Genomic DNA, 23,306 nt, shown 5'->3' with positions numbered 1-23,306 from the left:
GCCTAGCAAGCTGACACCGAGTAGGACGCAGCCGAGCAATGTAGAGAACGGGTGACGACGCATGGCTGGACGGTGACACCCATCGGTGGTGCACCACAATCGCTTCAAGCGGATTGGTGCACGCTGAGCCGAATAAGTGGCAAAAGTTGTGAGCTGGGTGACAAGTTTTCGCGATGGCGAGTCTGCGCCGCGCCCTCGTGCGAGGACAGGCATGGCGCAAAAGTTGTCACCTACCTAACAAATTCCGCATCCAATCTGCGTCCAGCGGTGATTTGTGGGGCTCCTGCTCTGGACGCGCTACTCGGTGGTAGGGCCACCATGTCCGCGTGGCGTGAAGTTCGTCACGTCCGTCGAGTAGGAATGAGGAACCAATGAGAAGCAAGGTAATCGGCCTGGCCGCAGCTGGTGCGACCGTGGCCACCCTCGGCCTGGCAGCCGCCGCGCACGCGTCGCCTGCCACCGTTGAAGTGGCGGGATCGTCCGCGGATGCGGACTACCCGTTCTACGCCCTCGCAGCTGACCCCAACCCGTCGGACCCGACGGCGATGGCGATCCAGTTCAGTGTCAGGAACGCCAGCAACAACATCATCAACATGGGGTGCAAGCAGGTGCACGCAGAAGGCAACGTGCATGGTGGTCCGGTCGACCTGGATGGTGACGCGATCGCGACGATCCAGGCCGTGAGCCGCGCCAACACTCCGGAGGGCTTCAGCCACTCCGAGTGGAAGGGTTGCAAGGGTCCGGTCAACCTCGACATGACCGTCGTGCCGCTCAACGACTGGGAGATCCACGGCTATCCGCCTGTCAGCTCCGGCAACGATGTGATCCCCGGCTACATCAGCGGGCCCGCCGGTGCTCCGCTGCGAGCAAACGTGTACGCGACGACGGGTTCGTCGGGCTGCAGCTTCGAGGTTGAAGGCTACGCGAACGGTTCCTTCGACGAAGGCAACCAGACGTTGTCGGTCAATGAGACCGGCTACACCGGGAACCTGAAGGTGGTCGTTGCTGGTGGCGGGAGCACGTGCCTTGGGCTGGTTGGCGATGGCAACGCCGCCAACTTCGAAGGTGACTTCGTGGTCGGTGACGACAACGCCGCGAACACGAAGAGTGGGATCACCCACTTCTTCCCGATCAACGTCTACTGAGTTGATCGCTGAGTGACGCCCGGGGCACCGGATTCCTAGAAATGTCCGGTGCCCCGGTTGTCGCGGGGTCATCTGCGACAACCGTGGGCCACCTACAGCCTGTGGCATCCCGGGGGATGCCAGAGAACCGCTCCCAGATCTGGAGAAGATCAATGAAACTTGGAATGAAGACTCGCCTCGGCGTGGCCGCGGTGAGCGCTGCTGCCGTGGCGACGACCATCGCCGCGGCACCGGCCTCGGCAGAACCGATCCTGCCCATCGACTACGACGCCAGTGGTTCGTCGTACATCGCGAGCACCGACTCCACGGTGTCGCTCGGCCCGACCACCTTGAGCACGAACGTGGACTACGCGACCTTCGAGTTCACGGGCAGCATGCCGCTGCCGGGGACGCGGACCAAGTTCAACCTGATTGGTTTCCTGCCGGTCACCGCGGACGTCGCCTTCGTTGAGGCTGCGCCGATCACGGGAAACCTGAGCGCAGGGCAGGTCGAGAGTCGTGTGGACGCGGTCGCGACCTACCACCTCAAGCTCTCCAACATCAAGATCGCCGGATTCCCGACGTTCACCGGCTCGCACTGCCGCACCGTCAACCCGATCACCATCCCGATCGAGTCGCCGCCGGAAGGTGGTTTCAACCTCTTTGTCGGCGGTCACGTCAGTGGCGAGTTCAACATCGGCAAGTTCCAGAACTGCGGGCTGAACACCTGGTTGATCAACGCTGTCGTTCCCGGCTCGGGAAACACCGTCGACATCGATATCTCCAACGCGCGCGTCAGGCCGTGAGGCACGCGGCCGCCGTAGGAGTGCTCGATCCGAACAGAACCAGCTGACGGCTAAAGGACCGAGGTGGGTTTGCTGAGCCCTAGAAACGCCCAGCACGCCCACCTCGGAGTCTGCTCTCGGGCACCGTGTCGTGCGCGCGACGGCTACCCTGAGTACCCAACGGGGGATGCCCGGTTCGGTTACGCCAATGCTACCTATGGGTAGCCAGAGGTGCAAGCGTCTGTTGCCGGGGGCCGGGGTCTACTTGTGGCCCTTGCTGCACAGCAGTTGGTCGAGCGTCACGTCGAGTAACCGCGCGAGGCGGGAGATCACTTGCAGGCTGGGGTTGCGCTCGCCGCGCTCCAGGGAGCCCACGTAGGTGCGGTGCAGGCCGATCTCTTGAGCGAGCTTCTCCTGGCTGATGCCCTTTGCGGTTCGGATCTCCCGGATCCGCTCGCCGACCTGGCGCTGTAGTGCGAGATCTGCTTCGTTTGCCTTGGTCATGTCTTGGATCCTGGCCAGAGTGCTCCGGATTCGTCTACAGCCATATAAGTCTCTCCTTGTCGGTGGTTCACCGCTCATCCCTCGCGGGCGGGCTGGCCTGGGCGGAGGCGAAGTGATGCGGGCAGATCAGCTCCAGGGTGGTCAGGTTCAACTGCTTGGCAAGTGCGGCAATGGAGAGCACGGTCAGGTTCGTCCCGCCTCGTTCGATCAGGCCGTAACGCTTGGGGTCCATGTTGAGCTGCTCGGCGAACTTGATCTGAGTCATGCCCCAGTCGGTCCGGAGGGAGCGGAGGTGGTCGCCGATCAGTCTCAGGGTCTCGTCCTTGGGCATGTCCCGATTTTCTCGTGCTGCTACTCATACGTCGACAGACTGATAAGTACCTATTTCGCGCCTGTGTTGGCAACCGCCAGGAGGGTGCGGCCCAGGGCTCGTGCACCCTCGGGGCTCAGGGTGAGGCCCGGGCCGCTGCCTTCGCCGGTCATCAGGTGCAGCCAGTCTTCGTCGTCATCGACTTCGCGGAAGCGGACCAGGAGCAGCTCGACCGCGGCCGTGCGTGACGGCGTGGAGATGTCACGGGTCGTCACCGTGAGGCTCGTGGCGACGCTGTCGTGGACGCGGTCGTCGGGCAGGTCGTCCTCTCGGTGCTCCGTGACGCACCAAGCCGGGCACTCATCGGTCTGCCAACTAGGGCGCTGTGGCTTGTTCACTCATGTCTCCTTCGACTGAGATTCCTCCACGCTAGGAGGTGGCTCCGACGGTTGGTTGCGCGTGGCCGTACCGGCGTACGTGGCTCAGACGGCGAGGATACGGATGAGTAGCGAAGTGAGGGAAGGGCGATTCTTGTCACCTGCGTGACAAGTCTTGGACCTATTTCGGTCGCTCCGCCGATTGGTGGGTGCCAAACCGGCGCTCGTGTCGGCGATCACGCCTACGGTCATCTCACGCACCACCTCGGGAGTGACTGCCCCGAGGGCAACTGAGAGGGCAACGATGGGCGGACTTGTCGAGGTCTCGGGACTCAGCAAGAGCTTCGGGAGACAGAACATCTGGCATGACGTGAGCATCACCCTCCCTCCGGGGGAGATCACCGCCCTGCTCGGGCCGTCGGGCACCGGCAAGTCGGTCTTCCTCAAGGCGCTCATCGGGCTGCTTGAGCCGGAGGAGGGGCAGATCCTCATCGACGGAGTCGACATGGTCTCCGCGCGGGAGTCCAAGAGGCTGGAGCTGCGCAAGAAGTTCGGCGTGCTCTTCCAAGACGGTGCGCTCTTCGGGTCGCTCAGCGTCTACGACAACGTCGCCTTCCCGCTGCGTGAGCACACGCGCAAGCCGGAGAAGGAGATCCGCGAGATCGTGCTCACCAACCTCGAGCTGGTGGGTCTGCTGGGCCAGGAGCACAAGCTGCCCGGTGAGATCTCCGGTGGCATGAAGAAGCGTGCCGGCCTGGCTCGCGCGCTGGTCATCGATCCCGAGATCATCCTCATCGACGAGCCCGACTCGGGACTCGACCCGGTGCGCACCTCCAACCTCGCCCAGCTGCTGATGGAGGTCAACGCCGCAACCGACGCCACGATGCTTCTGGTCACCCACAACATCGAGCTCGCGCGCACTCTCCCTGACAACCTCGGCATGCTCTATCGCCGCGAGCTCGTCATGTACGGCCCGCGCGAGGAGTTCCTGCTCACCGATCACTCGGTCGTCAGCCAGTTCATGAGCGGTGATCCCGACGGGCCGATCGGCATGAGCGAGGAGACCGACCATGGCTCGCACCATCACGTCGACTACGAGCAGGAGCTCGGGGGTGGAGACACGGCGCTGCTGACCCGGCATGCGGGCGCCCGGCCGATCGAGGTGCTTCCCCGCCAGCTCGTGCCGCGCACCGGGAGCACGCGGGCCGGTGCGACCCGCCACAAGGAGCGGATCGCTCGCGGCGAGGCACGGCTCTACGTCGCCGACGACGAGGAGGACGACCGAGCGCGGTCCGTTCCTACTCGTGGCCTCGCCACCCGCGCGCTGACCAACATCGGCGCGCTCTTCGCCCTAGGGCTCGACACGATGCGCGCCGTCTTCCGGCGGCCGTTCTCCGCACGAGAGGTGCTCGAGCAGTTCTGGTTCGTCGTCAGCGTCTCCTGGATCCCGGCGATGCTGGTGTCGATCCCGTTCGGGGCTGTGATCGCGCTTCAGCTCGGCACCCTGACCGTGCAGATCGGAGCCCAGTCCTTCACGGGCGCGGCGAGCGTCCTCGCCGTTGTCCAGCAGGCAGCGCCCATCGTGACCACGCTGGTCATCGCCGGCGCGGGCGGCGCAGCCATCTGCGCCGAGCTCGGCGCACGGAGGATCCGCGACGAGATCGACGCCATGCGCGTGATCGGCATCGACCCGGTGCAGCGCCTGGTCGTGCCGCGCGTCCTCGCCTGCGTCTTCGCCGCGGTGCTGCTCAACGGCCTGGTCTCGGTCGTTGGAGTGCTCGGTGGCTACTTCTTCAACGTCGTCGTCCAGGGCGGCACGCCGGGGGCCTACCTCGCGAGCTTCACCGCGCTGGCACAGATCCAGGATCTCTGGGTGGGCGAGCTCAAGGCGGTCGTCTTCGGCTTCGTAGCCGGAATCGTCGCCTGCTACCGCGGCCTCAACACGCCGCCCGGCCCCAAGGGCGTCGGTGACGCGGTCAACCAGTCCGTGGTGATCACGTTCCTGCTGCTCTTCTTCGTCAACTTCGTCATCACCACGCTCTATCTGCAGCTGGTGCCCGGAAAGGGGGCCTGACATGGCAGACGTCCAACCTCGCTTCAGCCCCCTGGACGGGCAGGTCGACAAGCTGGCGGGTGTCGGCCGCAGCCTGCGCTTCCACGCCGCGGTGCTGGTGCGGATCCCGACCACGATCGTGCGGTACCCCAAGGAGGTGCTCCGGCTCCTCTCCGAGGTGAGCTTCGGCTCCGGTGCCCTGGCCGTCATCGGCGGCACCATCGGCGTGATGCTCGGCATGACCCTCTTCGTGGGCACCGTCGTGGGCATGCAGGGCTATGCCGCACTCGATCAGGTCGGCACGGCGACGCTCAACGGCTTCATCTCCGCCTACTTCAACACCCGCGAGATCGCTCCGCTCGTCGCCGCTCTGGCTCTCTCCGCCACTGTCGGCTCCGGTTTCACCGCGCAGTTGGGTGCGATGCAGATCAACGAGGAGGTCGACGCTCTCACGGCTATGGCGGTGCCGAGCGTCCCCTACCTGGTCACCACGCGGGTGGTCGCTGGCTTCATCGCGATCATCCCGCTCTACGTGGTCGGACTGCTCACGTCGTACGCCGGCTCCCGCTTCATCACTGTCTACTTCTACGGCCAGTCGGCCGGCACCTACGACCACTACTTCAACTTGTTCCTGCCGCCGATCGACATCCTGCTCTCGTTCGCGAAGGTGCTGGTCTTCGCCGTACTGATCATCCTGATCCACTGCCGACTCGGATTCACCGCGAGCGGGGGGCCGGCGGGTGTGGGCGTCGCGGTCGGCACTGCCGTACGCCGGAGCATCGTGACGGTCGCTGTCCTCGACCTCGTGCTCTCGATGGCGCTGTGGGGGACGACCACGACCGTGAGGATCGCCGGATGAGCGCGCGAAGGCTCCCGGTGCCACGGGAACGTCGTTGGCCCGACCTGCTGCTGGCCGTCGGCTACGGCCTGGTGATCGTCGCCCTGCTCGCGGGTGCCCTGGCGGCCTACAACCAGTCGTACGTCGATCGCGTCGAGATCACCCTGCAGACGACCAAGGTCGGCAACGCCCTGCAAGGCGGCTCGGACGTGAAGCTCCACGGGGTGCCGGTGGGCCGAGTGACGGCTATCAAGGCGACGGCCGACGGTGCTGACGTGACGCTCGCCCTCGATCCCGACGCCGCGGCGCGGCTGTCGCCGGCCACCGTCGCGCGGCTCTTGCCGAAGACGCTCTTCGGCGAGCGCTACGTCTCCCTGCACCCGCCGCAGGGCGGTGGCGACGGGCTCAGCGATGGCGATGTCATCCAGGAGGACGCCTCGAGCGAGGCCGTGGAGCTCCAGGAGGTGTTCGACGAGCTTCTGCCGACCCTGCAGGCGATCCGCCCGGAGAAGCTCTCGGCGGCTCTCGGCGCCACGGTGCAGATGCTCCGCGGCCAGGGCGAGGAGCTCGGCGACACGATGGTCGCCTGGAAGACCTACCTCGCCAAGCTGGGTCCACTCGTGCCCGAGATGACCCGCAACCTCGGAAAGTTCGCCGAGGTCACCCAGGTGTACGCCGACGCCGCGCCCGACCTACTGGATGCGGTCGAGTCGCTGGCCGTCACCAACCGCACGCTGGTCGACGAGCGCGACACCCTCTCGACGCTCTTCGCGTCGGTGGTCGCGAGCGCAGACGACGCAACCGGCTGGGTGCGCGACAACCAGCAGACGATCGTCGTGCTCTCGAAGGAGAGCCGACGGGCTCTGCAAGCGGTGGCGCCCTACGCGACAGAGTTCCCCTGCCTCTTGGAGTCCGCGCGCCGCTACATCCCGGAGATGGAGAAGGTGCTCGGGGCGGGCACTGACGAGCCGGGCGTCCATGTGCGGCTGAACGTCGTGCCGTCACGCGGCAAGTACGTGCCGGGCAAGGACACGCCCCGCTTCGCCACCGACGGGAAGCCCAGCTGCCCTTACGTGACAGGCAAGAGTGGCGCCCGAGGCAGCATCGCGGACCAGCAGGTCGCTCCTCGCGCCGAGGCTCCGGCTCCTATCGCCCCGCCCCCGACCCGCTTCCTCCGTGACCAGCTCGCGGCGGCCGGCCTCGGGCAGGCGAACTCACCTTCGGAGAACCGCTTGATAGCCGAGCTCATGGCCCCGACCGTCGGCCTGCCGCCGAGTGACTACCCGGCCTGGGGCAGCCTTCTCGTCGGACCGATCCTGCGCAATGCGGAGGTGACGGTGCGATGAGCCGGATGTCACCCCTGGTCTGGCTCACCGCGAAGAGCCTCGTCTTCACGCTGGTCACCATCGTCGCGACCGCCGCGTTGGCGGCGACCATCCTCAACAGCAAGGGCGACGCCCACCGTGAGTTCACCGCGATCTTCACCGACGCGACCAGCCTCAACAAGGGCGACGACGTCCGGATGAGCGGTGTCCGGGTCGGAACGGTCAACGAGATCCGGGTGCGCGACGACCGGGAGGCCGAGGTCGTCTTCACCGTGGGGGAGGAGGTGCCCATGGAGGAGGGCACCGTCGCCGAGCTCCGGTTCCGCAACATGGTCGGACAGCGCTACCTCTCCCTGGAGCCTCCGGCGCAGGCGGGGCCGCCCCTCAAGGAGGGACACACCTTCGAGGTGGAGGAGACCCGTCCGGCGCTCGACCTGACCGTGCTCTTCAACGGGTTCCAGCCGCTGCTGCGCATGCTCGACGCCGACGACGTCAATGCCCTGAGCGCCCAGGTCATCGCCGTGTTCCAGGGCGAGGACGCGACCGTCGAGGGCCTGCTCAGCAGTACCGCCAGCCTCACCTCGACACTGGCCGATCGAGATCAGGTGATCGGAGACCTGATCGCCTCGCTCAGCACGGTGCTGGACACGATCGACACCCGCTCCGGCGAGCTGTCCACCACGCTCACCACCATGCAGCAGCTGGTCAGTGGGCTGGCCGAGGACAGGGAGGTGATCGGCTCCACGCTTGAGGGCCTGGGTTCGCTCACCAGCAGCGTCTCCTCGCTTCTCGCCGACAGCCGCGCGCCCCTGAAGGGCAGCATCGACGCGCTTGGTGATCTCGCGGGCAACCTGGCCGACGCCGAGGGCCTGCTCGACACGTTCTTCTCCACTCTGCCGGTGAAGCTCGACCGGATCGGCCGCACCGCGAGCTACGGCTCGTGGCTCAACTTCTATCTCTGCTCGATCGAAGGACGGATTCCCATGCCGGAGGGCTACATGGGCGAACTCGGGGTCAAGCCGGTCGCCGGGAGGTGCCGCTGATGGCGCGCTACCCACTCTCATTCGCCGAGCGCAACCGTGTGCTCATCGCCCTCGGCGGGATCGCCGCGATGGTGCTGGTCTTCTTCCTCACCTTCAACGCCGCCTCGCTCCCGGTGATCGGCAACGGTGACACCTATACGGCCGAGTTCGCCGAGTCGGGCGGGCTGCGGGCCGGCAACGAGGTGCGCGTCGCTGGTGTGAAGGTCGGAGAGGTAACGGACGTACGGCTGGAGAAGGACACCGTCGTCGTCAGCTTCCAGATCAAGGGCGTCCACCTCGGCGACCAGACCACTGCGTCGGTCAAGGTGCGCACGCTGCTCGGGCGCAAGTACCTCGCGCTCGTCCCTCAAGGCAGCGACGACCTGGACGGACGGATCCCGCTGGAGCGCACCACCACGCCGTACGACGTGAATGCGGCCTTCTCCGACCTCTCGGACGAGATCACCGAGATCGACACCGCCAAGCTCGAGAAGAGCCTCGACGTGCTCGCCGCCGCCTTCGAGGAGACGCCGGAGTCGGTACGCGAGATGGTGTCGGGCCTGAGCGCACTCTCGCGCACCATCAGCAGTCGAGACGAGGAGCTGGCCAGTCTGCTGTCCTCGACGAGCTCGGTCACCGGAACGTTGGCGGAGCGCAACGACGAGTTCGCCAAGATCATGCAGGACGGCGCGGACCTCTTCGCCGAACTCGCGAACCGCCGCGAGGCGGTCCACGACATGCTCACCGGCACCGCCGCGCTGGGCACGCAGCTGCGCGGTCTGGTGGCCGACAACGAGAAGACGCTCGCGCCGGCGTTGGCCAAGCTCGACAAGGTCTCCGCGATCCTGCAGCGCAACCAGGGGAACCTGGAGGAGGCCTTGCTCAAGCTGGGGCCGTACTACCGGGTGCTGAGCTCGGCGACCGGCAACGGCCACTGGATCGATTCCTATCTGTGTGGTCTCTTCGACGACCAGCACGCACCGCTGCTGGAGAACGACGTGCTGCGCAACTGCAAGCCGCAGAAGGGAGGTGGCCGATGAGGTCCCGGATCCTTCGCCTCGCTGTCATCGGCGCACTCGTCGTCGGGGTGGGTGGACTCGCTGCCAGCCGGACCGTCCTGGCCGAGGAAGGCACCGAGATCTCGGCGCTCTTCTCCGAGACGGTCGGCCTCTATCCCGGCAACGACGTGCAGATCCTCGGCGTACCGGTAGGAAAGGTGACCGAGGTCGAGCCGTCCGGCAGCCAGGTCCGGGTCGTCATGGAGCTCGATCCCGGCCAGAAGGTCGATCCCGACACCGCTGCGGTGATCGTGGCTCCGACCGTGGTGAGTGACCGCTTCGTGCAGCTCACCGAGCCGTGGACCGGTGGCCCGTCGATCGCCGACGGCACCGAGATCGCCGCGGCGAAGACCGCCGTACCCGTCGAGATCGACGATCTCTACCGCAGCATGATCGACGTCAGCGAGAAGCTCGGGCCGCGCGGTGCCAACAAGAACGGCGCCCTCTCCCGGCTGCTCAGCGTCGCGGCCGACAACCTCGACGGTCAGGGGGCCGGGCTCAACCAGATGCTTCGGGAGTTCGGCAAGGCGTCGGCGACCCTGTCGGGCATCGACGACGACTTCTTCGCGACCCTGGCCAACCTCGACTCGTTCAACAGCATGCTCAAGGCGAATGACGCCGACGTCGCCGCGATGAACCGCAACTTCGCCTCCGTCACCGAATACCTCGCGGCGGATCGTGAGGAGCTGGCTGAAGCGACCGCCAACCTCGCCGATGCGTTCGCCGTGCTCGACGACTTCATTGCAGACAACCGCGATCACCTGCGCACCAGCGTGCGCAAGCTCAACGGGCCGACGAAGGTACTCGTCCGGCAGCGCAAGTCACTCGAGGAGGCGGTGCGCCTGGTGCCACTGCTCCTGCAGAACTTCATCCGCGCCTACAACGGTGACAGCAACACGGTGGACGGCCGCGGCGACCTCAACGAGATCACGCTCTGGAGCAAGGACGGCCTGAGTGCGCGCACCTCGCCGGACGCGCCGCCCGTGCTGCTTGACGCCGGAGGTGAGCGATGAGACGCGTCAAGGCGTGGGTCGGCGGCCTCGGACTGTCGCTGACCCTCACAGGATGTGGGCTGCTCGGCAACGGCGTCTACGAGACGGACCTGCCCGGCGGCGCCGACCTCGGCAAGGACCCGATCACCATCACCGCCGACTTCACCGACGTGCTCGACCTGGTGCCGCAGTCCAGTGTCAAGGTCGACAACGTCGAGGTCGGCCAGGTCAGCCGGATCACCCTCAACAAGGACGGTCGCAGTGCTCGGGTCGAGCTGACGCTGAATCGCTCGGCCGAGCTTCCCGAGGGCACGACGGCGCGACTGCAGCAGACCTCGCTCCTCGGCGAGAAGTACGTCGCGCTGCTACGTCCCGCCTCGACCGGAGCCGCACCGCTGGAGGACGGTGAGCACCTCGGCGTCGCCGCCACGTCGCAGGCCGCCGAGGTCGAGCAGGTTCTCGGCTCGCTGTCGCTCGTCCTCAACGGGGGCGGGGTGGAGCAGTTCCAGACCATCTCCCGCGAGCTCCAGGCGGTGTCAGCGGGGCGTCCGGAGCAGATCAAGGGCTTCCTGCGGCAGCTCAACACCTTCGTCGGCGGTCTCGATGATCGGAAGGAGGCGCTCACGGCGACCCTGGACGGACTTGACCGGCTCGGCGCCACCCTGGTGGCCGACAAGGACAAGATCATCACCGCTCTCGAGGAGCTATCACCGGGCATGCAGGTGCTGGTCGATCAGCGGGAGGACCTGGTGAAGATGCTCTCGGCCCTGGACCGCCTCTCCGATGTCACCGTCGACACCTTGAACGCAGCACAGGCCGACATCGTCGCGGACTTCGAGGCGCTCCGCCCGATTCTCGACCAGCTTGCGGAGGCCGGAGACGACCTCCCGCAAGCACTGCAGATCCTGCTCACCTATCCCTTCCCGGACGCAGTGCTCGGGGCGATTCGAGGGGACTACTTCAACGTGTTCGTGACGACCAACTTCTCAACCCCCGCCAACTGCGGCGGCTTCGCCTGCAACTGGCCGCAGCCGGCAGATGGGCCGGGTGCCAACAGCGTGACCCCGCGGGTGCCTCGGGTTGCGCCCGGGCTGGAGTGGGACGACCATCCGGAGCTCGGGCCGGACCCAGGACCGTCCCAGAGCCCGACGGGACCCACCTCGAGCACGCCGTCGCCGACGCTTCTGCGTCCCACCGACACCGCGGTCCCCGGTCTGCCCTCGCCGACGCTTGTCGTGCCCACTCGGCCCTCAGACTCCCCGACGTCGTCGCCGACTCTCCCTTCAGCCGCATCGTCGGCGACCGCACAGGGGGGTGAGTAGGCGTGTTGAGTCGCACGGTTCGGTTCAAGCTGTGTGCCTTTGTGGTCATCGCGCTGCTCGCCACCGGCTACCTGGCGGTTCGGTATCTCGGTGTCGGCACCTTCGGCGGCGACTACCGGGTCTCGGTCTCCCTCACCGAGACCGGTGGCCTCTTCAAGAACGGCGAGGTCACCTACCGAGGTGTGCCCGTAGGTCGCATCGCCGACCTGCGGGCCACCTCGGACGGGGTGGAGGTGAGTCTCCGCATCGAGGGTGATGCGCCGCCGATCCCGGCCGACGTCCAGGTCGTCGTCGCCAACCGCTCAGCCATCGGCGAGCAGTACCTGGACCTGCGGGGTGAGGACTCCGAGGAGCACCTGGAGGACGGCGACCACATCGATGGCACCGCTGCGCAGCTTCCGCCACCGATCGACCTGCTCCTGCGCAGCGGCCGCGACTTTGTCGCCTCGGTGCCGAAGGACGACCTCGCCACCGTCATCGACGAGACCTACGACTGGACCAGGGACGGCGCGGAGCCGCTGCGGCAGATGAACACGACGCTGCAGCAGTTCGCCGAGGCGGCGGAGGCGAACTTCCTCACCACCTCGTCGCTGATCCGCAACTCCGGCCAGGTCCTCGACACCCAGCTCGCCTCCCAGGAGAGCATCCGGGGCTTCAGCCGCGATCTCTCCGCCCTCGCCTCCACGCTGCGTTCGTCAGACGGCGACCTGCGCGAGCTGATCCGCAACACGCCGGCGACCGCACGAGAGTTCCAGCGGGTGATCCAGGAGGTCGGTGGACCGCTGGGCTCCCTGATGGCCAACCTGGTCACCCCCGCCCAAGTGTTCGGGATCAACGCCTCCGGAGTGGAGGACGCGATGATCAGGCTGCCCGAAGCGTTCAGCATCGGTTGGGCGGTCACCTCGTCGCAGGGCTACAACCTCGGCCTCGCGCAGACCTACTTCGACCCGCTGCCCTGCACCACGGGCTACGGCGGCACCACGGTCCGGCCGGGGCTGGAGGAGTCGGGTGGAAAGCCCTTCAACCTGGAAGCCGGCTGCTCGCTCTCACCCTCCAGCGGCGCCAACGTGAGGGGCCCGAAGAGCGTGAAGTCCGCCCCGCCGGTGCGGATGCGTGTGGCGACCTCCTTGGGTGAGTTGATGGGACAATGAGCGCCGAACCTGACGATCGGGCGACAGGAGACGACGTGGCCGACGCGTCCACCCAGGCCGGAGATGTGGTCGCCGAGGCACACGGCGGCATGCCGCGATGGGCGACGTGGGGCCTGCTGGCCGCCGCGCTCGTCGTGATGGTGACCGGATTCCTCGCTTGGCGCGGCGGTGGCAACGCGGACGCGGAGCTCGCCGAGCGGCGTGACAGCGCGCTCATCGACGGGCGTCGCCTGGTGGAGACGATGCAGACCATGGACTACCGCGCCGCCGACGAGCACCTGGACCGATGGCGCGACGCCACTGCCGGCGTACTCCACGACCAGCTGGAGAACCTGACCGAGGAGGATCGGCAGGTGGTCGTCGACGGTAAGAAGCGCAGTACTGCGCGGGTCGTCGACGCAGCCCTCACCAAGATCGGCGACGACTCCGCGGTGATGCTGGCCGCGGTCGAGGTGACGACGATCGATGACGCGTCCCCCGAGGCGAAGCCGGCAGTGAAGCGCAACCGGTTCGCTGCCGACCTGGTGCTGCGCAACGGCACCTGGAAGCTCGAGAACCTGCAGCAGGTGGCGGTGAACGTCTCATGACGACCTGGCTCGACCGGCTCCGGCGGCACGGAGTGCTGGCCCTCGCGGTACTGCTCCTGGTCGCCGGCGGGGCGCTCTGGCTCCGTGCCCATCAGCTCGACAACCCACCGGCGCTCGACAACGCGGCGCTGGTCGACACCGGAGCCACCGCCCAGGCACGCACCGAGCTCGCCGCTGCCCTCGTGGGTGTCTTCAGCTATGACTACGCCGACCCGAGTGCGTCCCAGGAGGCAGCCGACACGTTCCTGGCCGACCGTGCCCGCAAGGAGTACGACGTGCTGGTCGGCGCGCTGCTCGAGCAGGCGCCCGGCCAGAAGCTGATCCTGAGCGCGACCGTGCAGGACATCGGCATCAAGGAGCTGCGCGACGACTCTGTGACGGCCGTGGCCTTCCTTGACCAGCGCAGCGAACGTGAAGGCGAGAAGGAAGCGACCGTCTCGGCGGCGCAGCTCGACGTCACGGCCCGCAGGATCGGCGGAGCTTGGGTGATCGTCGACTTCGAGGTCCTCTGATCGCCTGGCCGGCTCCTGACCTCCTACTGGCCCAGGCCGCCGAGCGGAGCCACCTCGGTGCCGGAGCGCTCACAGACCCAGACCGGGTCGGGGCCGCCGAGCTCGGGATGGATGTAGAGCGCGTGCACGTCGTCGTCGGCACATCGCCGACAGAGCGGCCATCGTCCGACCCGTTCCAAGAGCGCGTCCTGCACGTCCTGGGCGACCAACCCGTCGACGTACGACACCCCCGCCGGCCACTGCTCTGCCCACCAACGTCGTTCGCTGACGGCGTCCTCCAACAGCGAGACCACCTCGGCCGTCGCCACTCCGGTGGCCATCAGGTCGCGCATCACCAGGGCTCGGGTGGAGAGGAGGGGGTCAGCCATTCCTCCATTGTGCGTCGGGTGCGGTGATGAGAGGTTGGCGCCATGACCGTGCTCGGACTACTGCTTGCCGCCGGCGCCGGGAGCCGGATGGGGCAGCCGAAGGCGCTGGTGCGCGACGCGGACGGCGCCTCCTGGCTCCTGCGCTCTGTCGACGTGCTGCTCGACGGCGGGTGCGACCAGGTGCGGGTCGTCCTCGGCGCCTCGTACGACGACGCTGCTGCGCTGCTCGCCACGCTCGATGACCACCGGGTCACCCACGTGCGCGCGAGCGAGTGGGCGGAGGGGATGAGCGCATCGCTGCGTGCCGGCCTCGATGCTCCGCCGACGACTGTCTCGTGTGCGGTGGTGCATCTGGTGGATCTGCCTGACGTCGGCCCCGAGGTGGTGCGCGCGCTGCTTGCTGGTGGAGCCGCGCCGTCGCGTCTGGCGCGGGCCACCTACGGAGGTCGGTCCGGCCACCCGGTGCTGATCGGGCGGCAGCATTGGCCGGGGGTACGGGCGGCACTCGGAGGCGACCAGGGGGCGAAGGGCTACCTGCAGGAGCACCCGCACGAGCGGATCGAGTGCGGCGCGCTCGCCTCGGGGAACGACGTGGACTCACGACCGCCAACCTCGGGCCAACGTCCGGGTGGCTAGCCTGCGCCCATGGAACCCACTGCACACGGTCTCGACGTCGCATCGGTCGAGGAGGTGACCACGCGGATCGCCGCGACCGGCTACATCAGCGACGAGGAGCTGGCGACCGTGGTGTTCCTTGCCATGCGGATGCAGCGGCCGCTCCTGCTCGAGGGTGAGCCGGGGACCGGAAAGACCGCGCTCGCCGAGGCGCTGGCGGACAGCTTCGACGTACCGCTTGTGCGGCTCCAGTGCTACGAAGGCATCGACGCCTCGCAGGCGCTCTACGACTGGGACTTCCCGCGGCAGATCCTGCACCTGCGCGCTCTGGAGGCGGTCGCCGGCACCACCGACGTCGAAGAGGCGGAGAAGGGCCTCTTCGACGAACGGTTCCTGCTTGCCAGGCCGGTGCTGTCGGCGCTCCGGCAGGCGCCGGCAGTGCTCCTGGTCGACGAGGTCGATCGCGCGGACGACGAGTTCGAGGCGTTTCTGCTCGAGGTGCTCTCCACCTACTCCGTCAGCATCCCCGAGGTGGGCACGGTCAGCGCTCCCACGCCGCCGCTGGTCGTGCTGACCTCCAACCGCACCAGGGAACTCCACGACGCGCTCAAGCGTCGTTGTCTCTACCACTGGATCGAGCACCCGGGTCTGGAGAGAGAGGTGCAGATCCTGCGCAGCCGGGCGCCGGAGGTCTCCGCGCACCTGGCCGAGCAGGTCGTGACCGTGGTGCAGCAGCTGCGCAGCGACGCGGGACTGCTGAAGCCGCCGGGGGTGGCCGAGACCATCGACTGGGCGCGAGCGTTGCATCTGCTCGGCTCCGACGAGCTCGACCTCTGCCGCGCCGCGGCGACCCTCGGCGCACTGGTGAAGTACCGCGAGGACGACGACCGGGTACGGCACGCCCTGGACCGGATGCTGGCGGTCTGATCCGTGACCCACGCCGCCGACGAGATCCTCCTCGGCTTCACGCGCGCACTGCGGGCCGCCGGGCTACCGGTCACCCAGGACCGCAGCCTTGCCTTCCTTGCGGCAGCGGCCGAGCTGGGCGCGGGCCGACCCGCCTCCGTCCGCTCGGCCGGCCACGCCACCCTGTGCGCCGCCCCGGAGGACGTCACGCGCTTCGACCGGGTCTTCGAGGCGTGGTTCAACCACAAGGAGCCCGTGCAGGCAGCGGCGGACGCGCCCCCGGCGACGCGCACCGCGCTCTCGCAGCTCCCCGACAGTGAGGACGGCGGCGAGGGCGAAGGTGAGAGCGACACGATCACGGTCGCGGCAAGCGACGCCGAGGTGCTGCGTCAGCGAGACGTGGCCGGGCTCAGCGCGGGGGAGAAGCGTCGGCTCGCCCGGATGTTCGCGACCCTCCGTCCGCGCCCGCCGATGCGACGCACGGCGCGACACCGGCGCTGGCATCGAGGCGAGCTCGACGCGCGCCGTACCCTGCGGGCCACGCTGCGGCGGATGGGGGAGCCCGGCGAGATCGCCAGGCGACGTCCGGCGCAGCGGCCCAGGCGGGTCGTGCTGCTGCTCGACATCTCTGGCTCCATGGCGTCGTACGCCGAAGCGCACCTGAGGCTGGCTCACCGGATCGTGAGCGGGTCGGGCTCGGCCCCGGTCGAGGTCTTCACGATCGGCACCCGACTCACCCGGATCACCCGCGCGCTCCGACTGCGCGACCCCGAGCGAGCCATCGCCGCGGCTGGCGACACGGTGCCCGACTGGTCCGGTGGCACGCGCCTGGGGGAGTCCCTCCAGGCCTTCCTCGACCGCTTCGGCGCCCGTGGCATGGCACGGGGTGCGGTGATGGTGCTGATCAGCGACGGCTGGGAGCGCGGCGAGACCACCTTGCTGGCCGACCAGATGGCGCGGATGCAACGTCTCGCGCATCGGGTGATCTGGGTCAACCCGCACCGTGGCAAGGTGGGCTATGAGCCCGTGCAACAGGGGGTGCTCGCCGCGCTGCCCCATGTCGACGACTTCCTGGCCGGACATTCCTTGGCGACCTTCGCCGAACTGATGGAGGTGGTGGGTGATGCGTGAGGTGCTCCCGCAGTTGCTGGAGTGGTGGGACCGCGGTGACCCGGTCGGGATGGGCACCGTGGTGGCCACCTTCCGGTCTGCGCCGCGTCCACCAGGCGCCTCGATGCTGGTCGGTCCGGGTGGCGAGGCAGTCGGCTCCGTCTCGGGCGGCTGCGTCGAGGGTGCCGTCTACGAGCTGGCACAGGAGACCGTCGACTCCGGTCGCGCACGGCTGCAGCGCTACGGCATCTCGGACGACGACGCGTTCGAGGTGGGCCTCACCTGTGGCGGCATCCTCGACGTCTTCGTCGAGAAGGTCGACCGGCAGAGCTTCCCGGAGCTCGGCGACATCGCTGCCGACATCGAGGCGGGGCGCCCGGTCGCGGTAGCCACCGTCGTCGAGCACCCCGACCCCGAGGTGTTGGGGGCGCGCGTCGTGCTGCGGCCCGACGATGCCTCCGGGCCGCCTCCGCGCGGCTTCAGCGCTCGCATGGTCGATGCGATCCGCGACGACGCGCTCGGCCTGCTGGCGAACGGCCGCAACGAGACCCTCACCTACGGTCCCGACGGCGAACGCCGCGGCGAAGGCATGCGGGTCTTCGTCTGGGGATTCGCGCCGCGGCCACGCATGCTCGTCTTCGGTGCGATCGACTTCGCGGCGGCGGTGGCCCGCATCGGCAACTTCCTGGGCTACCACGTGACGGTCTGCGACGCCCGGCCCGTCTTCGCGACCCACTCCCGCTTCCCTCACGCCGACGAGGTCGTCAACGAGTGGCCGCACCGCTACCTCGCTGCCGAGCAGGAAGCGGGAAGGATCGATCGGCGCACCGTCATCTGCGTGCTCACCCACGACCCGAAGTTCGACGTGCCGCTGCTCGAGGTGGCGCTGCGCCTCCCCGAGGTCGCGTACGTCGGCGCGATGGGGTCGCGGCGTACCCATGACGACCGGCTCGATCGCCTCGTCGAGGCAGGCCTGTCCGAGGCGGAGCTGGCTCGGCTGCGCAGCCCCATCGGCCTCGACCTCGGAGCCCGTACGCCGGAGGAGACGGCGGTGAGCGTGGCTGCCGAGATCATCGCCGGACAGTGGGGCGGGAGCGGGGAGCCGCTGGCCACGCGCGCGGGTCGCATCCACGGGTAGTGTGAGGAGCGTCACCCGCTGGCGGAAGGAGGGTCATGGCCGACCCGTTGGACCTGAGGAGCCGTCGCGGTGATGCGGTGCGTGCCTGGAGCGCCTTCGTCGAGCACGGAGACGCCGTGCAGCAGGCCGTCCGCCCGGAGATCCTGCGCAGCTGGCAGCGCTCCCAGGCAGCGGGCACCGCGCACGCCACCGAGGCGCCGCTCTCCGACGAGGCCGAGACGCTTGCCTACTGGCAGGGCTCGGCGCTCCAGGTGGCGGTGGAGCGGGTGCAGGCGGAGCTGCGCCGCACTGCCGAGGACGGCGACCTGGTCCTGGCGGTGACCGATCCGGAGTCGCGGATCCTGTGGACCTACGGGGGCCGGGTGATGCGCCGCAAGGCCGAGTCGGTCAACTTCGTGGCAGGTGGTCGCTGGGACGACGAGTCGATCGGTACCAACGCGCTCGACCTCGCCAACCGTCATGCCGCACCCAGCATGGTCTTCTCTGCGGAGCACTACTCGGCGGCGGTGCACAACTGGGTCTGCTGGGCGGCGCCGCTGCACGATCCCACGACCGGCGAGCACCTCGGAGTGGTCGACCTCTCCACGACCTGGGACCGCACCCACCCCATCGGCCTCGCCACCGCGCGCGTGCTGGCGAGACTCATCGAGACCGCGCTTCCGCTCCGCGGTCACGCGGCGCCGTACGACCCGTTCGAGACGGCGACCCCCGGACTCGAGCTGAAGCTCCTCGGCAAGGTCGACGCCCGGCTCGACGGCGCCCGCCTGCTGCTCAGCCGGCGCCAGACCGAGATCCTCGCGCTCCTCGCACTCCACCCCGAGGGCCTCAGCGTCGACCAGCTCCACGCGATGCTGTACGGCGACGCGCAGGTCACTCTCTCCACCCTCAAGGCCGAGGTCTCCCACCTGCGCAGTGCGCTCGCGGGCCAGCTCGCCTCGCGGCCCTACCGGTTGACGATGCCGGTGCGCACCGACGTCGAAGCGGTGCTCGAGCTACTGCGTCGCGGCCAGGTCGGCCAGGCCGTCGAGGAGTACGGCGGCGACCTGCTGCCCGGCACCGACTCGCCGGCGCTGATCGAGCTCGCCGACTACGTGGCGGTCGCCGTCCGCGAGGCGTTGTTGGCCAACCCGCTGCCGTCGGCGGTGGCTCGCTACAGCGAGCTGGCGCCGTACGACGTGGAGGTGATGGAGGTGTGCCTGGCCAGTCTTGCCGGGGAACCGCACCCCGTCGCGCCGTTGCTCAAGGGCAGGTTGGCCGCCGCCGGACGGGCCTGAGGGTGCCCTTGCCTGGGCGACCAACCTGATCCCAACCTGCGGATCACTAGCGTGACCAACGTCACGTTCCCGTCCCAGGAGTCGTCCATGACCAGGATCAAGCTGACCGTCGACGGGGCCTCCGTCGCCGATGACGTCGAACCCCGCATGCTGCTTGTGCAGTACCTCCGAGAGAAGCTCGGCAAGACCGGCACCGTCATCGGGTGCGACACCAGCAACTGTGGCGCCTGCACCGTTCATGTGAACGGCCGGAGCGTGAAGAGCTGCAACATGCTCGCCGTCCAGGCCGACGGCGCCGAGGTCACCACGATCGAGGGCCTCGCGAAGGACGGTGAGCTGCACCCGGTCCAAGAGGCGTTCCGGGAGTGCCACGGTCTGCAGTGCGGCTTCTGCACACCGGGGATGATCATGCGGTCGGTCGACCTGCTGCAGGAGAACCCCAAGCCGACCGAGGAAGAGATCCGGATCGGCTTGGAGGGCAACCTCTGCCGGTGCACCGGCTACCACAACATCGTGCGTGCCGTGCAGCACGCGGCTGGTGGGGAGGTGACGGCATGACCGCGACGCAGGACGAGGTCTCGACAGGCTCGACCACCGAAGCGACAGGCTCGACCACCGAAGCGACAGGCTCGACCACCGGGCGGGAGATCGGTCGCGAGCGGCGCCGCAAGGAGGACGCTCGGCTGATCACCGGCCGGACCCGGTGGACCGACAACATCGTGCTTCCGGGGATGCTGCACATGGCGATGGTGCGCAGTCCCTTCGCGCACGCCAAGATCACCCGCATCGACACCAGCGAGGCCAAGGCGGCGACCAACGTGGTCGCGGTGTTCACGGGGGCCGACCTGGCCGACGAGCAGGGTGCTCTGCCCAACGCGTGGCCGATCACCCCCGACCAGGTGGCGCCTGCGCATCCGCCGATGCCGGCCGACCGGGTCACCTTCGCCGGCGAGATCGTCGCGGTGATCGTCGCCCGGAGCGCTGCCGAGGCACGCGACGCGGCCGAGCTCGTCGACGTGGACTACGAAGAGCTGCCCGCCGCACTCGATCTGAAGGAGGCTGCTGAAGACAAGGTGCTCGCCCACCCGGAGCTCGGCACCAACAAGTCGGCGCTCTGGGTCTTCGACTCGGCCGAGGCCGGCACCGGCGGCAACGTGGAGGAGGCCATCGCCGCCGCGCGCACCGATGGCATCGTGATCGAGCGTGAGTTCCGCCAGCAGCGACTCATCCCGGCGTTCATGGAGCCGCGCTCCGTCGTGGTGGACCCGACCGGCGAGCAGATCACCATGTGGTCGGCCACCCAGATCCCGCACATCCTGCGGTTCCTGCTGGCCGCCGTGCTCGGCGTGCCGGAGTCGAAGGTCCGGGTCATCGCGCCCGATGTCGGAGGTGGCTTCGGTGGCAAGCTGCAGACCACCCCGGAGGAGTTCCTGGCGATGGTCATCGCCCGCAGGCTGGGCAAGCCGGTCAAGTACACCGAGACCCGCTCGGAGTCCCTGATGGCCGGGCACCACGGCCGTGACCAGTGGCAGCGGCTCACCCTGTCGGCGACCAAGGAGGGCGTCGTCACCGGGTTCAAGGTCGACCTGCTGGCCGACCTCGGCTCCTACGTCTCCCTGATCGGCGGCGGCGTGCCGGTGCTCGGCGCCTTCATGTTCAACGCGATCTACAAGTTCCCCGCCTACCACTTCCAGGTGCAGACGGTGCTCACCAACAAGACCTGGACCGACGCCTACCGCGGCGCCGGCAGGCCGGAGGCGACCTTCGGCATCGAGCGCATGATGGACGAGCTCGCCGCGGAGCTGGGCGAGGACCCGATCAAGGTGAGGGAGAGGAACTGGATCAAGCACGAGGAGTTCCCGTTCACCACCGTTGCCGGGCTGGAGTACGACTCCGGCAACTACGAGGCGGCGACGGCGCAGGCGATGGCCAGCTTCGGGTACGACGAGCTGCGGGCCGAGCAGGCCCGCCGCCGTGACTCCGGGGACCGGGTGCAGCTCGGCATCGGGGTCTCGACCTTCACGGAGATGTGCGGTCTCGCGCCGTCGCGGGTGCTCGGTTCGCTCGACTACGGGGCGGGCGGCTGGGAGCACGCGTCGGTGCGGATGCTCCCGACCGGCAAGGTGGAGGTGATCACCGGAGCCTCGGCCCACGGCCAGGGCCACGAGACGGCGTTCAGCCAGATCGTCGCCGACCGGCTGGGCATCGCCTTCGAGGACGTGGAGGTGCTGCACGGTGACACGGCGATCTCCCACAAGGGTCTGGACACCTACGGATCACGCTCGCTGGTCGTCGGGGGCGAGGCGCTGGTGCGCGCTGTCGACAAGGTGATCGAGAAGGCCAAGCCGATCGCGGCACACCTGATGGAGGCGTCGGTCGACGACCTCGAGTTCTCCGGCGGCCGCTTCACGGTGCGTGGCACCGACCAGGGCCTGGCGATCGGCGAGATCGCCTTGGCCACGTTCGCGGCCCACAACCTGCCCGACGGGGTGGAGCCGTCGCTGGACTCCGACGCCACCTACGACCCGGTGAACTTCAACTACCCCCACGGCACCCACTTGTGTGCCGTGGAGATCGACACGGAGACCGGCGCGATCAAGATGCGCAAGTACACCTGTGTCGATGACATCGGCAACGTGATCAACCCGCTGATCGCTGCCGGTCAGGTGCACGGTGGCCTGGTGCAGGGCATCGCCCAAGCGCTGTGGGAGGAGGCGGTGTACGACGACGCCGGCACCCTGGTCTCGGCGTCCTTCGTCGACTACCTGGTGCCGACCTCGGCCGACACGATCTCCTTCGACGTCGGCCACACCACGACCCCGGCACTCACCAACACCCTGGGCACGAAGGGGGTCGGTGAGGCGGGCACCATCGCCTCGACTCCCGCGGTCGTCAACGCCGTGGTCGATGCGCTGCGTCCCTTCGGCGTCACCGACATCCAGATGCCCTGCACCCCCGAGCGGGTGTGGAAGGCGATCCAGGGCGCCGGAGCAGCGTCCACCGAAGGGGCTGCCGCCCCGCACTTCTCGGCGGAGACCGGCATGTCCGGCACTGCCGACCGCACGGAAGGAGCCGGCCAGTGATCCCCGCACAGTTCGACTACGTCGCCCCGACCAGCGTGGAGGAGGCGCTCGCACTGCTTGCCCAGCACGGCGACGACGCCAAGATCATCGCCGGTGGCCAGAGCCTGCTGCCGGTGCTGCGGATGCGTCTGAACGCGCCGGAGCTGGTCGTCGATCTCGGGCGCATCGACACGCTGCGCGGCGTACGCGATGACGGTGACGCCCTCGTGATCGGCGCCATGACCACGCACGACGACGTCAGCAAGGACCCGATGGTCGCCGAGCATGCGGCGTTGGTCAGCCGAGCCATGGAGCACCTCGCGGACGCGCAGGTGCGGCACCGTGGCACCTTCGGCGGTGCGTTGGCGCACGCTGACCCGGCCGGCGACCTCGGCGCTCCGGCCATGGCGCTGGGTGCGGAGTTCGTCATCAGCGGGGCTGGGGGCGAGCGGCGCGTGGGCGCCGACGACTTCTTCGAGGACCTCTTCACCACCGCGATCGGCGACGACGAGATCCTCACCGCGGTGCGCATCCCCAAGCACACCGGTTGGGGAGCGCACTACGAGAAGTTCGTGCGGGTCGCCCACCAGTGGCCGATCGTCGCGGTCGCGGCGACGGTCCGCACCGAGGGAGGAGCCATTGCGGAGGCGCGCATCGGCCTGACCAACATGGGCTCGACGCCGTTGCGCGCCCGGGCTGTCGAAGCCGCGCTCGTCGGGCAACCGGCGACCGAGGAGGCGGTGGCCGCGGCTGCTGCGGCAGCCGCGGAGGGCACCAACCCGCCGTCGGACCTCAACGGCGACGCCGACTATCGCCGTCACCTCGCGACGGTGCTGACTCGGCGAGCGGTGCTCGCCGCGGCTGGAGTGTGAG

Annotated in this window: 24 protein-coding genes; 20 read left to right on the top strand and 4 right to left on the bottom strand. The window is 68.5% G+C overall.

Annotated features, from left to right (window positions below; genetic code table 11):
* Window positions 1-371: 371 nt before the first annotated feature.
* Both DNK54_RS08525 and DNK54_RS08520 read left to right on the top strand, forming a co-directional pair.
* Window positions 372-1,145, top strand: coding sequence for a hypothetical protein (locus DNK54_RS08525; protein ID WP_110206559.1), 774 nt, complete (start codon window positions 372-374; stop codon window positions 1,143-1,145).
* A gap of 116 nt (window positions 1,146-1,261) precedes the next feature.
* Entirely contained in the window at window positions 1,262-1,930 is a 669-nt protein-coding gene (locus DNK54_RS08520) for a hypothetical protein (RefSeq protein WP_162602359.1), read from the top strand.
* A 240-nt stretch (window positions 1,931-2,170) separates the two neighbouring features.
* On the opposite strand, the gene DNK54_RS08515 is transcribed toward DNK54_RS08520, so the two are convergent.
* The 3 genes from DNK54_RS08515 to DNK54_RS08505 form a co-directional block, all read right to left on the bottom strand.
* Complete coding sequence (locus tag DNK54_RS08515) at window positions 2,171-2,413, bottom strand: helix-turn-helix domain-containing protein (RefSeq protein ID WP_110206557.1); 243 nt, start codon at window positions 2,411-2,413, stop codon at window positions 2,171-2,173.
* A 67-nt stretch (window positions 2,414-2,480) separates the two neighbouring features.
* Window positions 2,481-2,744, bottom strand: a complete 264-nt coding sequence (locus DNK54_RS08510; RefSeq protein WP_110206556.1) for a helix-turn-helix domain-containing protein — start codon at window positions 2,742-2,744, stop codon at window positions 2,481-2,483.
* A gap of 50 nt (window positions 2,745-2,794) precedes the next feature.
* Window positions 2,795-3,121 carry a DUF6907 domain-containing protein gene (locus DNK54_RS08505; protein ID WP_110206555.1) on the bottom strand — a complete coding sequence of 109 codons (327 nt, stop codon included), beginning with the start codon at window positions 3,119-3,121 and terminating at the stop codon, window positions 2,795-2,797.
* 283 nt (window positions 3,122-3,404) lie between these two features.
* Between DNK54_RS08505 and DNK54_RS21820 the strand changes: the two genes are divergently transcribed.
* Genes DNK54_RS21820 through DNK54_RS08450 form a run of 10 tightly spaced genes read left to right on the top strand, consistent with a single transcriptional unit; the run spans window position 3,405 to window position 13,960 of the window.
* Window positions 3,405-5,174 (top strand): ABC transporter permease, encoded by a 1,770-nt coding sequence (locus DNK54_RS21820; RefSeq protein ID WP_476739114.1) that lies wholly within the window; start codon window positions 3,405-3,407, stop codon window positions 5,172-5,174.
* A 1-nt stretch (window position 5,175) separates the two neighbouring features.
* Window positions 5,176-6,012 (top strand): MlaE family ABC transporter permease, encoded by an 837-nt coding sequence (locus DNK54_RS08490; protein WP_110206554.1) that lies wholly within the window; start codon window positions 5,176-5,178, stop codon window positions 6,010-6,012.
* Window positions 6,009-7,337, top strand: coding sequence for an MCE family protein (locus tag DNK54_RS08485; RefSeq protein WP_162602358.1), 1,329 nt, complete (start codon window positions 6,009-6,011; stop codon window positions 7,335-7,337). The genes DNK54_RS08490 and DNK54_RS08485 overlap by 4 nt, the downstream gene beginning before the upstream one ends.
* Window positions 7,334-8,359, top strand: coding sequence for an MCE family protein (locus DNK54_RS08480; RefSeq protein ID WP_110206552.1), 1,026 nt, complete (start codon window positions 7,334-7,336; stop codon window positions 8,357-8,359). Before DNK54_RS08485 ends, DNK54_RS08480 begins: the two co-directional genes overlap by 4 nt.
* Window positions 8,359-9,378, top strand: a complete 1,020-nt coding sequence (locus tag DNK54_RS08475; protein WP_110206551.1) for an MCE family protein — start codon at window positions 8,359-8,361, stop codon at window positions 9,376-9,378. Before DNK54_RS08480 ends, DNK54_RS08475 begins: the two co-directional genes overlap by 1 nt.
* On the top strand, window positions 9,375-10,409 hold the full coding sequence (locus DNK54_RS08470) for an MCE family protein (protein ID WP_110206550.1): 1,035 nt from the start codon (window positions 9,375-9,377) through the stop codon (window positions 10,407-10,409). The genes DNK54_RS08475 and DNK54_RS08470 overlap by 4 nt, the downstream gene beginning before the upstream one ends.
* Complete coding sequence (locus tag DNK54_RS08465; protein WP_110206549.1) at window positions 10,406-11,710, top strand: MCE family protein; 1,305 nt, start codon at window positions 10,406-10,408, stop codon at window positions 11,708-11,710. The genes DNK54_RS08470 and DNK54_RS08465 overlap by 4 nt, the downstream gene beginning before the upstream one ends.
* A gap of 5 nt (window positions 11,711-11,715) precedes the next feature.
* Window positions 11,716-12,861: an MlaD family protein gene (locus DNK54_RS08460; protein ID WP_162602357.1), complete on the top strand. Its 1,146-nt coding sequence runs from the start codon at window positions 11,716-11,718 to the stop codon at window positions 12,859-12,861.
* Between the two features lie 35 nt (window positions 12,862-12,896).
* Window positions 12,897-13,448 (top strand): hypothetical protein, encoded by a 552-nt coding sequence (locus DNK54_RS08455; RefSeq protein ID WP_162602356.1) that lies wholly within the window; start codon window positions 12,897-12,899, stop codon window positions 13,446-13,448.
* Window positions 13,445-13,960, top strand: coding sequence for a hypothetical protein (locus tag DNK54_RS08450; RefSeq protein ID WP_110206546.1), 516 nt, complete (start codon window positions 13,445-13,447; stop codon window positions 13,958-13,960). The genes DNK54_RS08455 and DNK54_RS08450 overlap by 4 nt, the downstream gene beginning before the upstream one ends.
* A gap of 23 nt (window positions 13,961-13,983) precedes the next feature.
* Here DNK54_RS08450 and DNK54_RS08445 read toward each other — a convergent pair whose 3' ends face one another.
* Entirely contained in the window at window positions 13,984-14,328 is a 345-nt protein-coding gene (locus DNK54_RS08445; RefSeq protein ID WP_110206545.1) for a hypothetical protein, read from the bottom strand.
* 42 nt (window positions 14,329-14,370) lie between these two features.
* Here DNK54_RS08445 and DNK54_RS08440 point away from each other — a divergent pair, with 42 nt between their 5' ends.
* The 8 genes from DNK54_RS08440 to DNK54_RS08405 all read left to right on the top strand — a co-directional run bounded on the left by DNK54_RS08440 (window position 14,371) and on the right by DNK54_RS08405 (window position 23,305).
* Window positions 14,371-14,964 (top strand): nucleotidyltransferase family protein, encoded by a 594-nt coding sequence (locus tag DNK54_RS08440; RefSeq protein ID WP_110206544.1) that lies wholly within the window; start codon window positions 14,371-14,373, stop codon window positions 14,962-14,964.
* Between the two features lie 9 nt (window positions 14,965-14,973).
* Window positions 14,974-15,870: an AAA family ATPase gene (locus DNK54_RS08435; protein WP_110206543.1), complete on the top strand. Its 897-nt coding sequence runs from the start codon at window positions 14,974-14,976 to the stop codon at window positions 15,868-15,870.
* Window positions 15,871-15,873: 3 nt separating this feature from the next.
* Window positions 15,874-16,980: a vWA domain-containing protein gene (locus DNK54_RS08430; protein WP_110206542.1), complete on the top strand. Its 1,107-nt coding sequence runs from the start codon at window positions 15,874-15,876 to the stop codon at window positions 16,978-16,980.
* Complete coding sequence (locus tag DNK54_RS08425) at window positions 16,973-18,097, top strand: XdhC family protein (RefSeq protein WP_110206541.1); 1,125 nt, start codon at window positions 16,973-16,975, stop codon at window positions 18,095-18,097. Before DNK54_RS08430 ends, DNK54_RS08425 begins: the two co-directional genes overlap by 8 nt.
* A 35-nt stretch (window positions 18,098-18,132) precedes the next feature.
* Window positions 18,133-19,371 (top strand): sigma-54-dependent transcriptional regulator family protein, encoded by a 1,239-nt coding sequence (locus DNK54_RS08420; protein ID WP_110206540.1) that lies wholly within the window; start codon window positions 18,133-18,135, stop codon window positions 19,369-19,371.
* A gap of 87 nt (window positions 19,372-19,458) precedes the next feature.
* Entirely contained in the window at window positions 19,459-19,929 is a 471-nt protein-coding gene (locus DNK54_RS08415; protein ID WP_110206539.1) for a (2Fe-2S)-binding protein, read from the top strand.
* Entirely contained in the window at window positions 19,926-22,454 is a 2,529-nt protein-coding gene (locus tag DNK54_RS08410) for a xanthine dehydrogenase family protein molybdopterin-binding subunit (RefSeq protein ID WP_110206538.1), read from the top strand. Before DNK54_RS08415 ends, DNK54_RS08410 begins: the two co-directional genes overlap by 4 nt.
* The gene (locus DNK54_RS08405; RefSeq protein WP_110206537.1) at window positions 22,451-23,305 is read left to right on the top strand and encodes an FAD binding domain-containing protein; all 855 of its coding nucleotides are present in this window, start codon (window positions 22,451-22,453) and stop codon (window positions 23,303-23,305) included. Before DNK54_RS08410 ends, DNK54_RS08405 begins: the two co-directional genes overlap by 4 nt.
* The last annotated feature ends 1 nt before the right edge of the window (window position 23,306 follow it).

It is taken from the genome of Nocardioides daejeonensis, from assembly GCF_003194585.1.
Lineage (GTDB): Bacteria > Actinomycetota > Actinomycetes > Propionibacteriales > Nocardioidaceae > Nocardioides > Nocardioides daejeonensis.
This window is presented reverse-complemented; position numbering and strand designations above follow the sequence as displayed.

What these genes read in the sequence shown, in the direction of transcription:
- DNK54_RS08525 (WP_110206559.1), top strand. Translation starts at nt 372, where the DNA reads ATGAGAAGCAAGGTAATCGGCCTGGCCGCAGCTGGTGCGACCGTGGCC.
- DNK54_RS08520 (WP_162602359.1), top strand. Translation starts at nt 1,262, where the DNA reads ATGCCAGAGAACCGCTCCCAGATCTGGAGAAGATCAATGAAACTTGGA.
- DNK54_RS08515 (WP_110206557.1), bottom strand. Translation starts at nt 2,413, where the DNA reads ATGACCAAGGCAAACGAAGCAGATCTCGCACTACAGCGCCAGGTCGGC.
- DNK54_RS08510 (WP_110206556.1), bottom strand. Translation starts at nt 2,744, where the DNA reads ATGCCCAAGGACGAGACCCTGAGACTGATCGGCGACCACCTCCGCTCC.
- DNK54_RS21820 (WP_476739114.1), top strand. Translation starts at nt 3,405, where the DNA reads ATGGGCGGACTTGTCGAGGTCTCGGGACTCAGCAAGAGCTTCGGGAGA.
- DNK54_RS08490 (WP_110206554.1), top strand. Translation starts at nt 5,176, where the DNA reads ATGGCAGACGTCCAACCTCGCTTCAGCCCCCTGGACGGGCAGGTCGAC.
- DNK54_RS08485 (WP_162602358.1), top strand. Translation starts at nt 6,009, where the DNA reads ATGAGCGCGCGAAGGCTCCCGGTGCCACGGGAACGTCGTTGGCCCGAC.
- DNK54_RS08480 (WP_110206552.1), top strand. Translation starts at nt 7,334, where the DNA reads ATGAGCCGGATGTCACCCCTGGTCTGGCTCACCGCGAAGAGCCTCGTC.
- DNK54_RS08475 (WP_110206551.1), top strand. Translation starts at nt 8,359, where the DNA reads ATGGCGCGCTACCCACTCTCATTCGCCGAGCGCAACCGTGTGCTCATC.
- DNK54_RS08470 (WP_110206550.1), top strand. Translation starts at nt 9,375, where the DNA reads ATGAGGTCCCGGATCCTTCGCCTCGCTGTCATCGGCGCACTCGTCGTC.
- DNK54_RS08465 (WP_110206549.1), top strand. Translation starts at nt 10,406, where the DNA reads ATGAGACGCGTCAAGGCGTGGGTCGGCGGCCTCGGACTGTCGCTGACC.
- DNK54_RS08450 (WP_110206546.1), top strand. Translation starts at nt 13,445, where the DNA reads ATGACGACCTGGCTCGACCGGCTCCGGCGGCACGGAGTGCTGGCCCTC.
- DNK54_RS08445 (WP_110206545.1), bottom strand. Translation starts at nt 14,328, where the DNA reads ATGGCTGACCCCCTCCTCTCCACCCGAGCCCTGGTGATGCGCGACCTG.
- DNK54_RS08440 (WP_110206544.1), top strand. Translation starts at nt 14,371, where the DNA reads ATGACCGTGCTCGGACTACTGCTTGCCGCCGGCGCCGGGAGCCGGATG.
- DNK54_RS08435 (WP_110206543.1), top strand. Translation starts at nt 14,974, where the DNA reads ATGGAACCCACTGCACACGGTCTCGACGTCGCATCGGTCGAGGAGGTG.
- DNK54_RS08425 (WP_110206541.1), top strand. Translation starts at nt 16,973, where the DNA reads ATGCGTGAGGTGCTCCCGCAGTTGCTGGAGTGGTGGGACCGCGGTGAC.
- DNK54_RS08420 (WP_110206540.1), top strand. Translation starts at nt 18,133, where the DNA reads ATGGCCGACCCGTTGGACCTGAGGAGCCGTCGCGGTGATGCGGTGCGT.
- DNK54_RS08415 (WP_110206539.1), top strand. Translation starts at nt 19,459, where the DNA reads ATGACCAGGATCAAGCTGACCGTCGACGGGGCCTCCGTCGCCGATGAC.
- DNK54_RS08410 (WP_110206538.1), top strand. Translation starts at nt 19,926, where the DNA reads ATGACCGCGACGCAGGACGAGGTCTCGACAGGCTCGACCACCGAAGCG.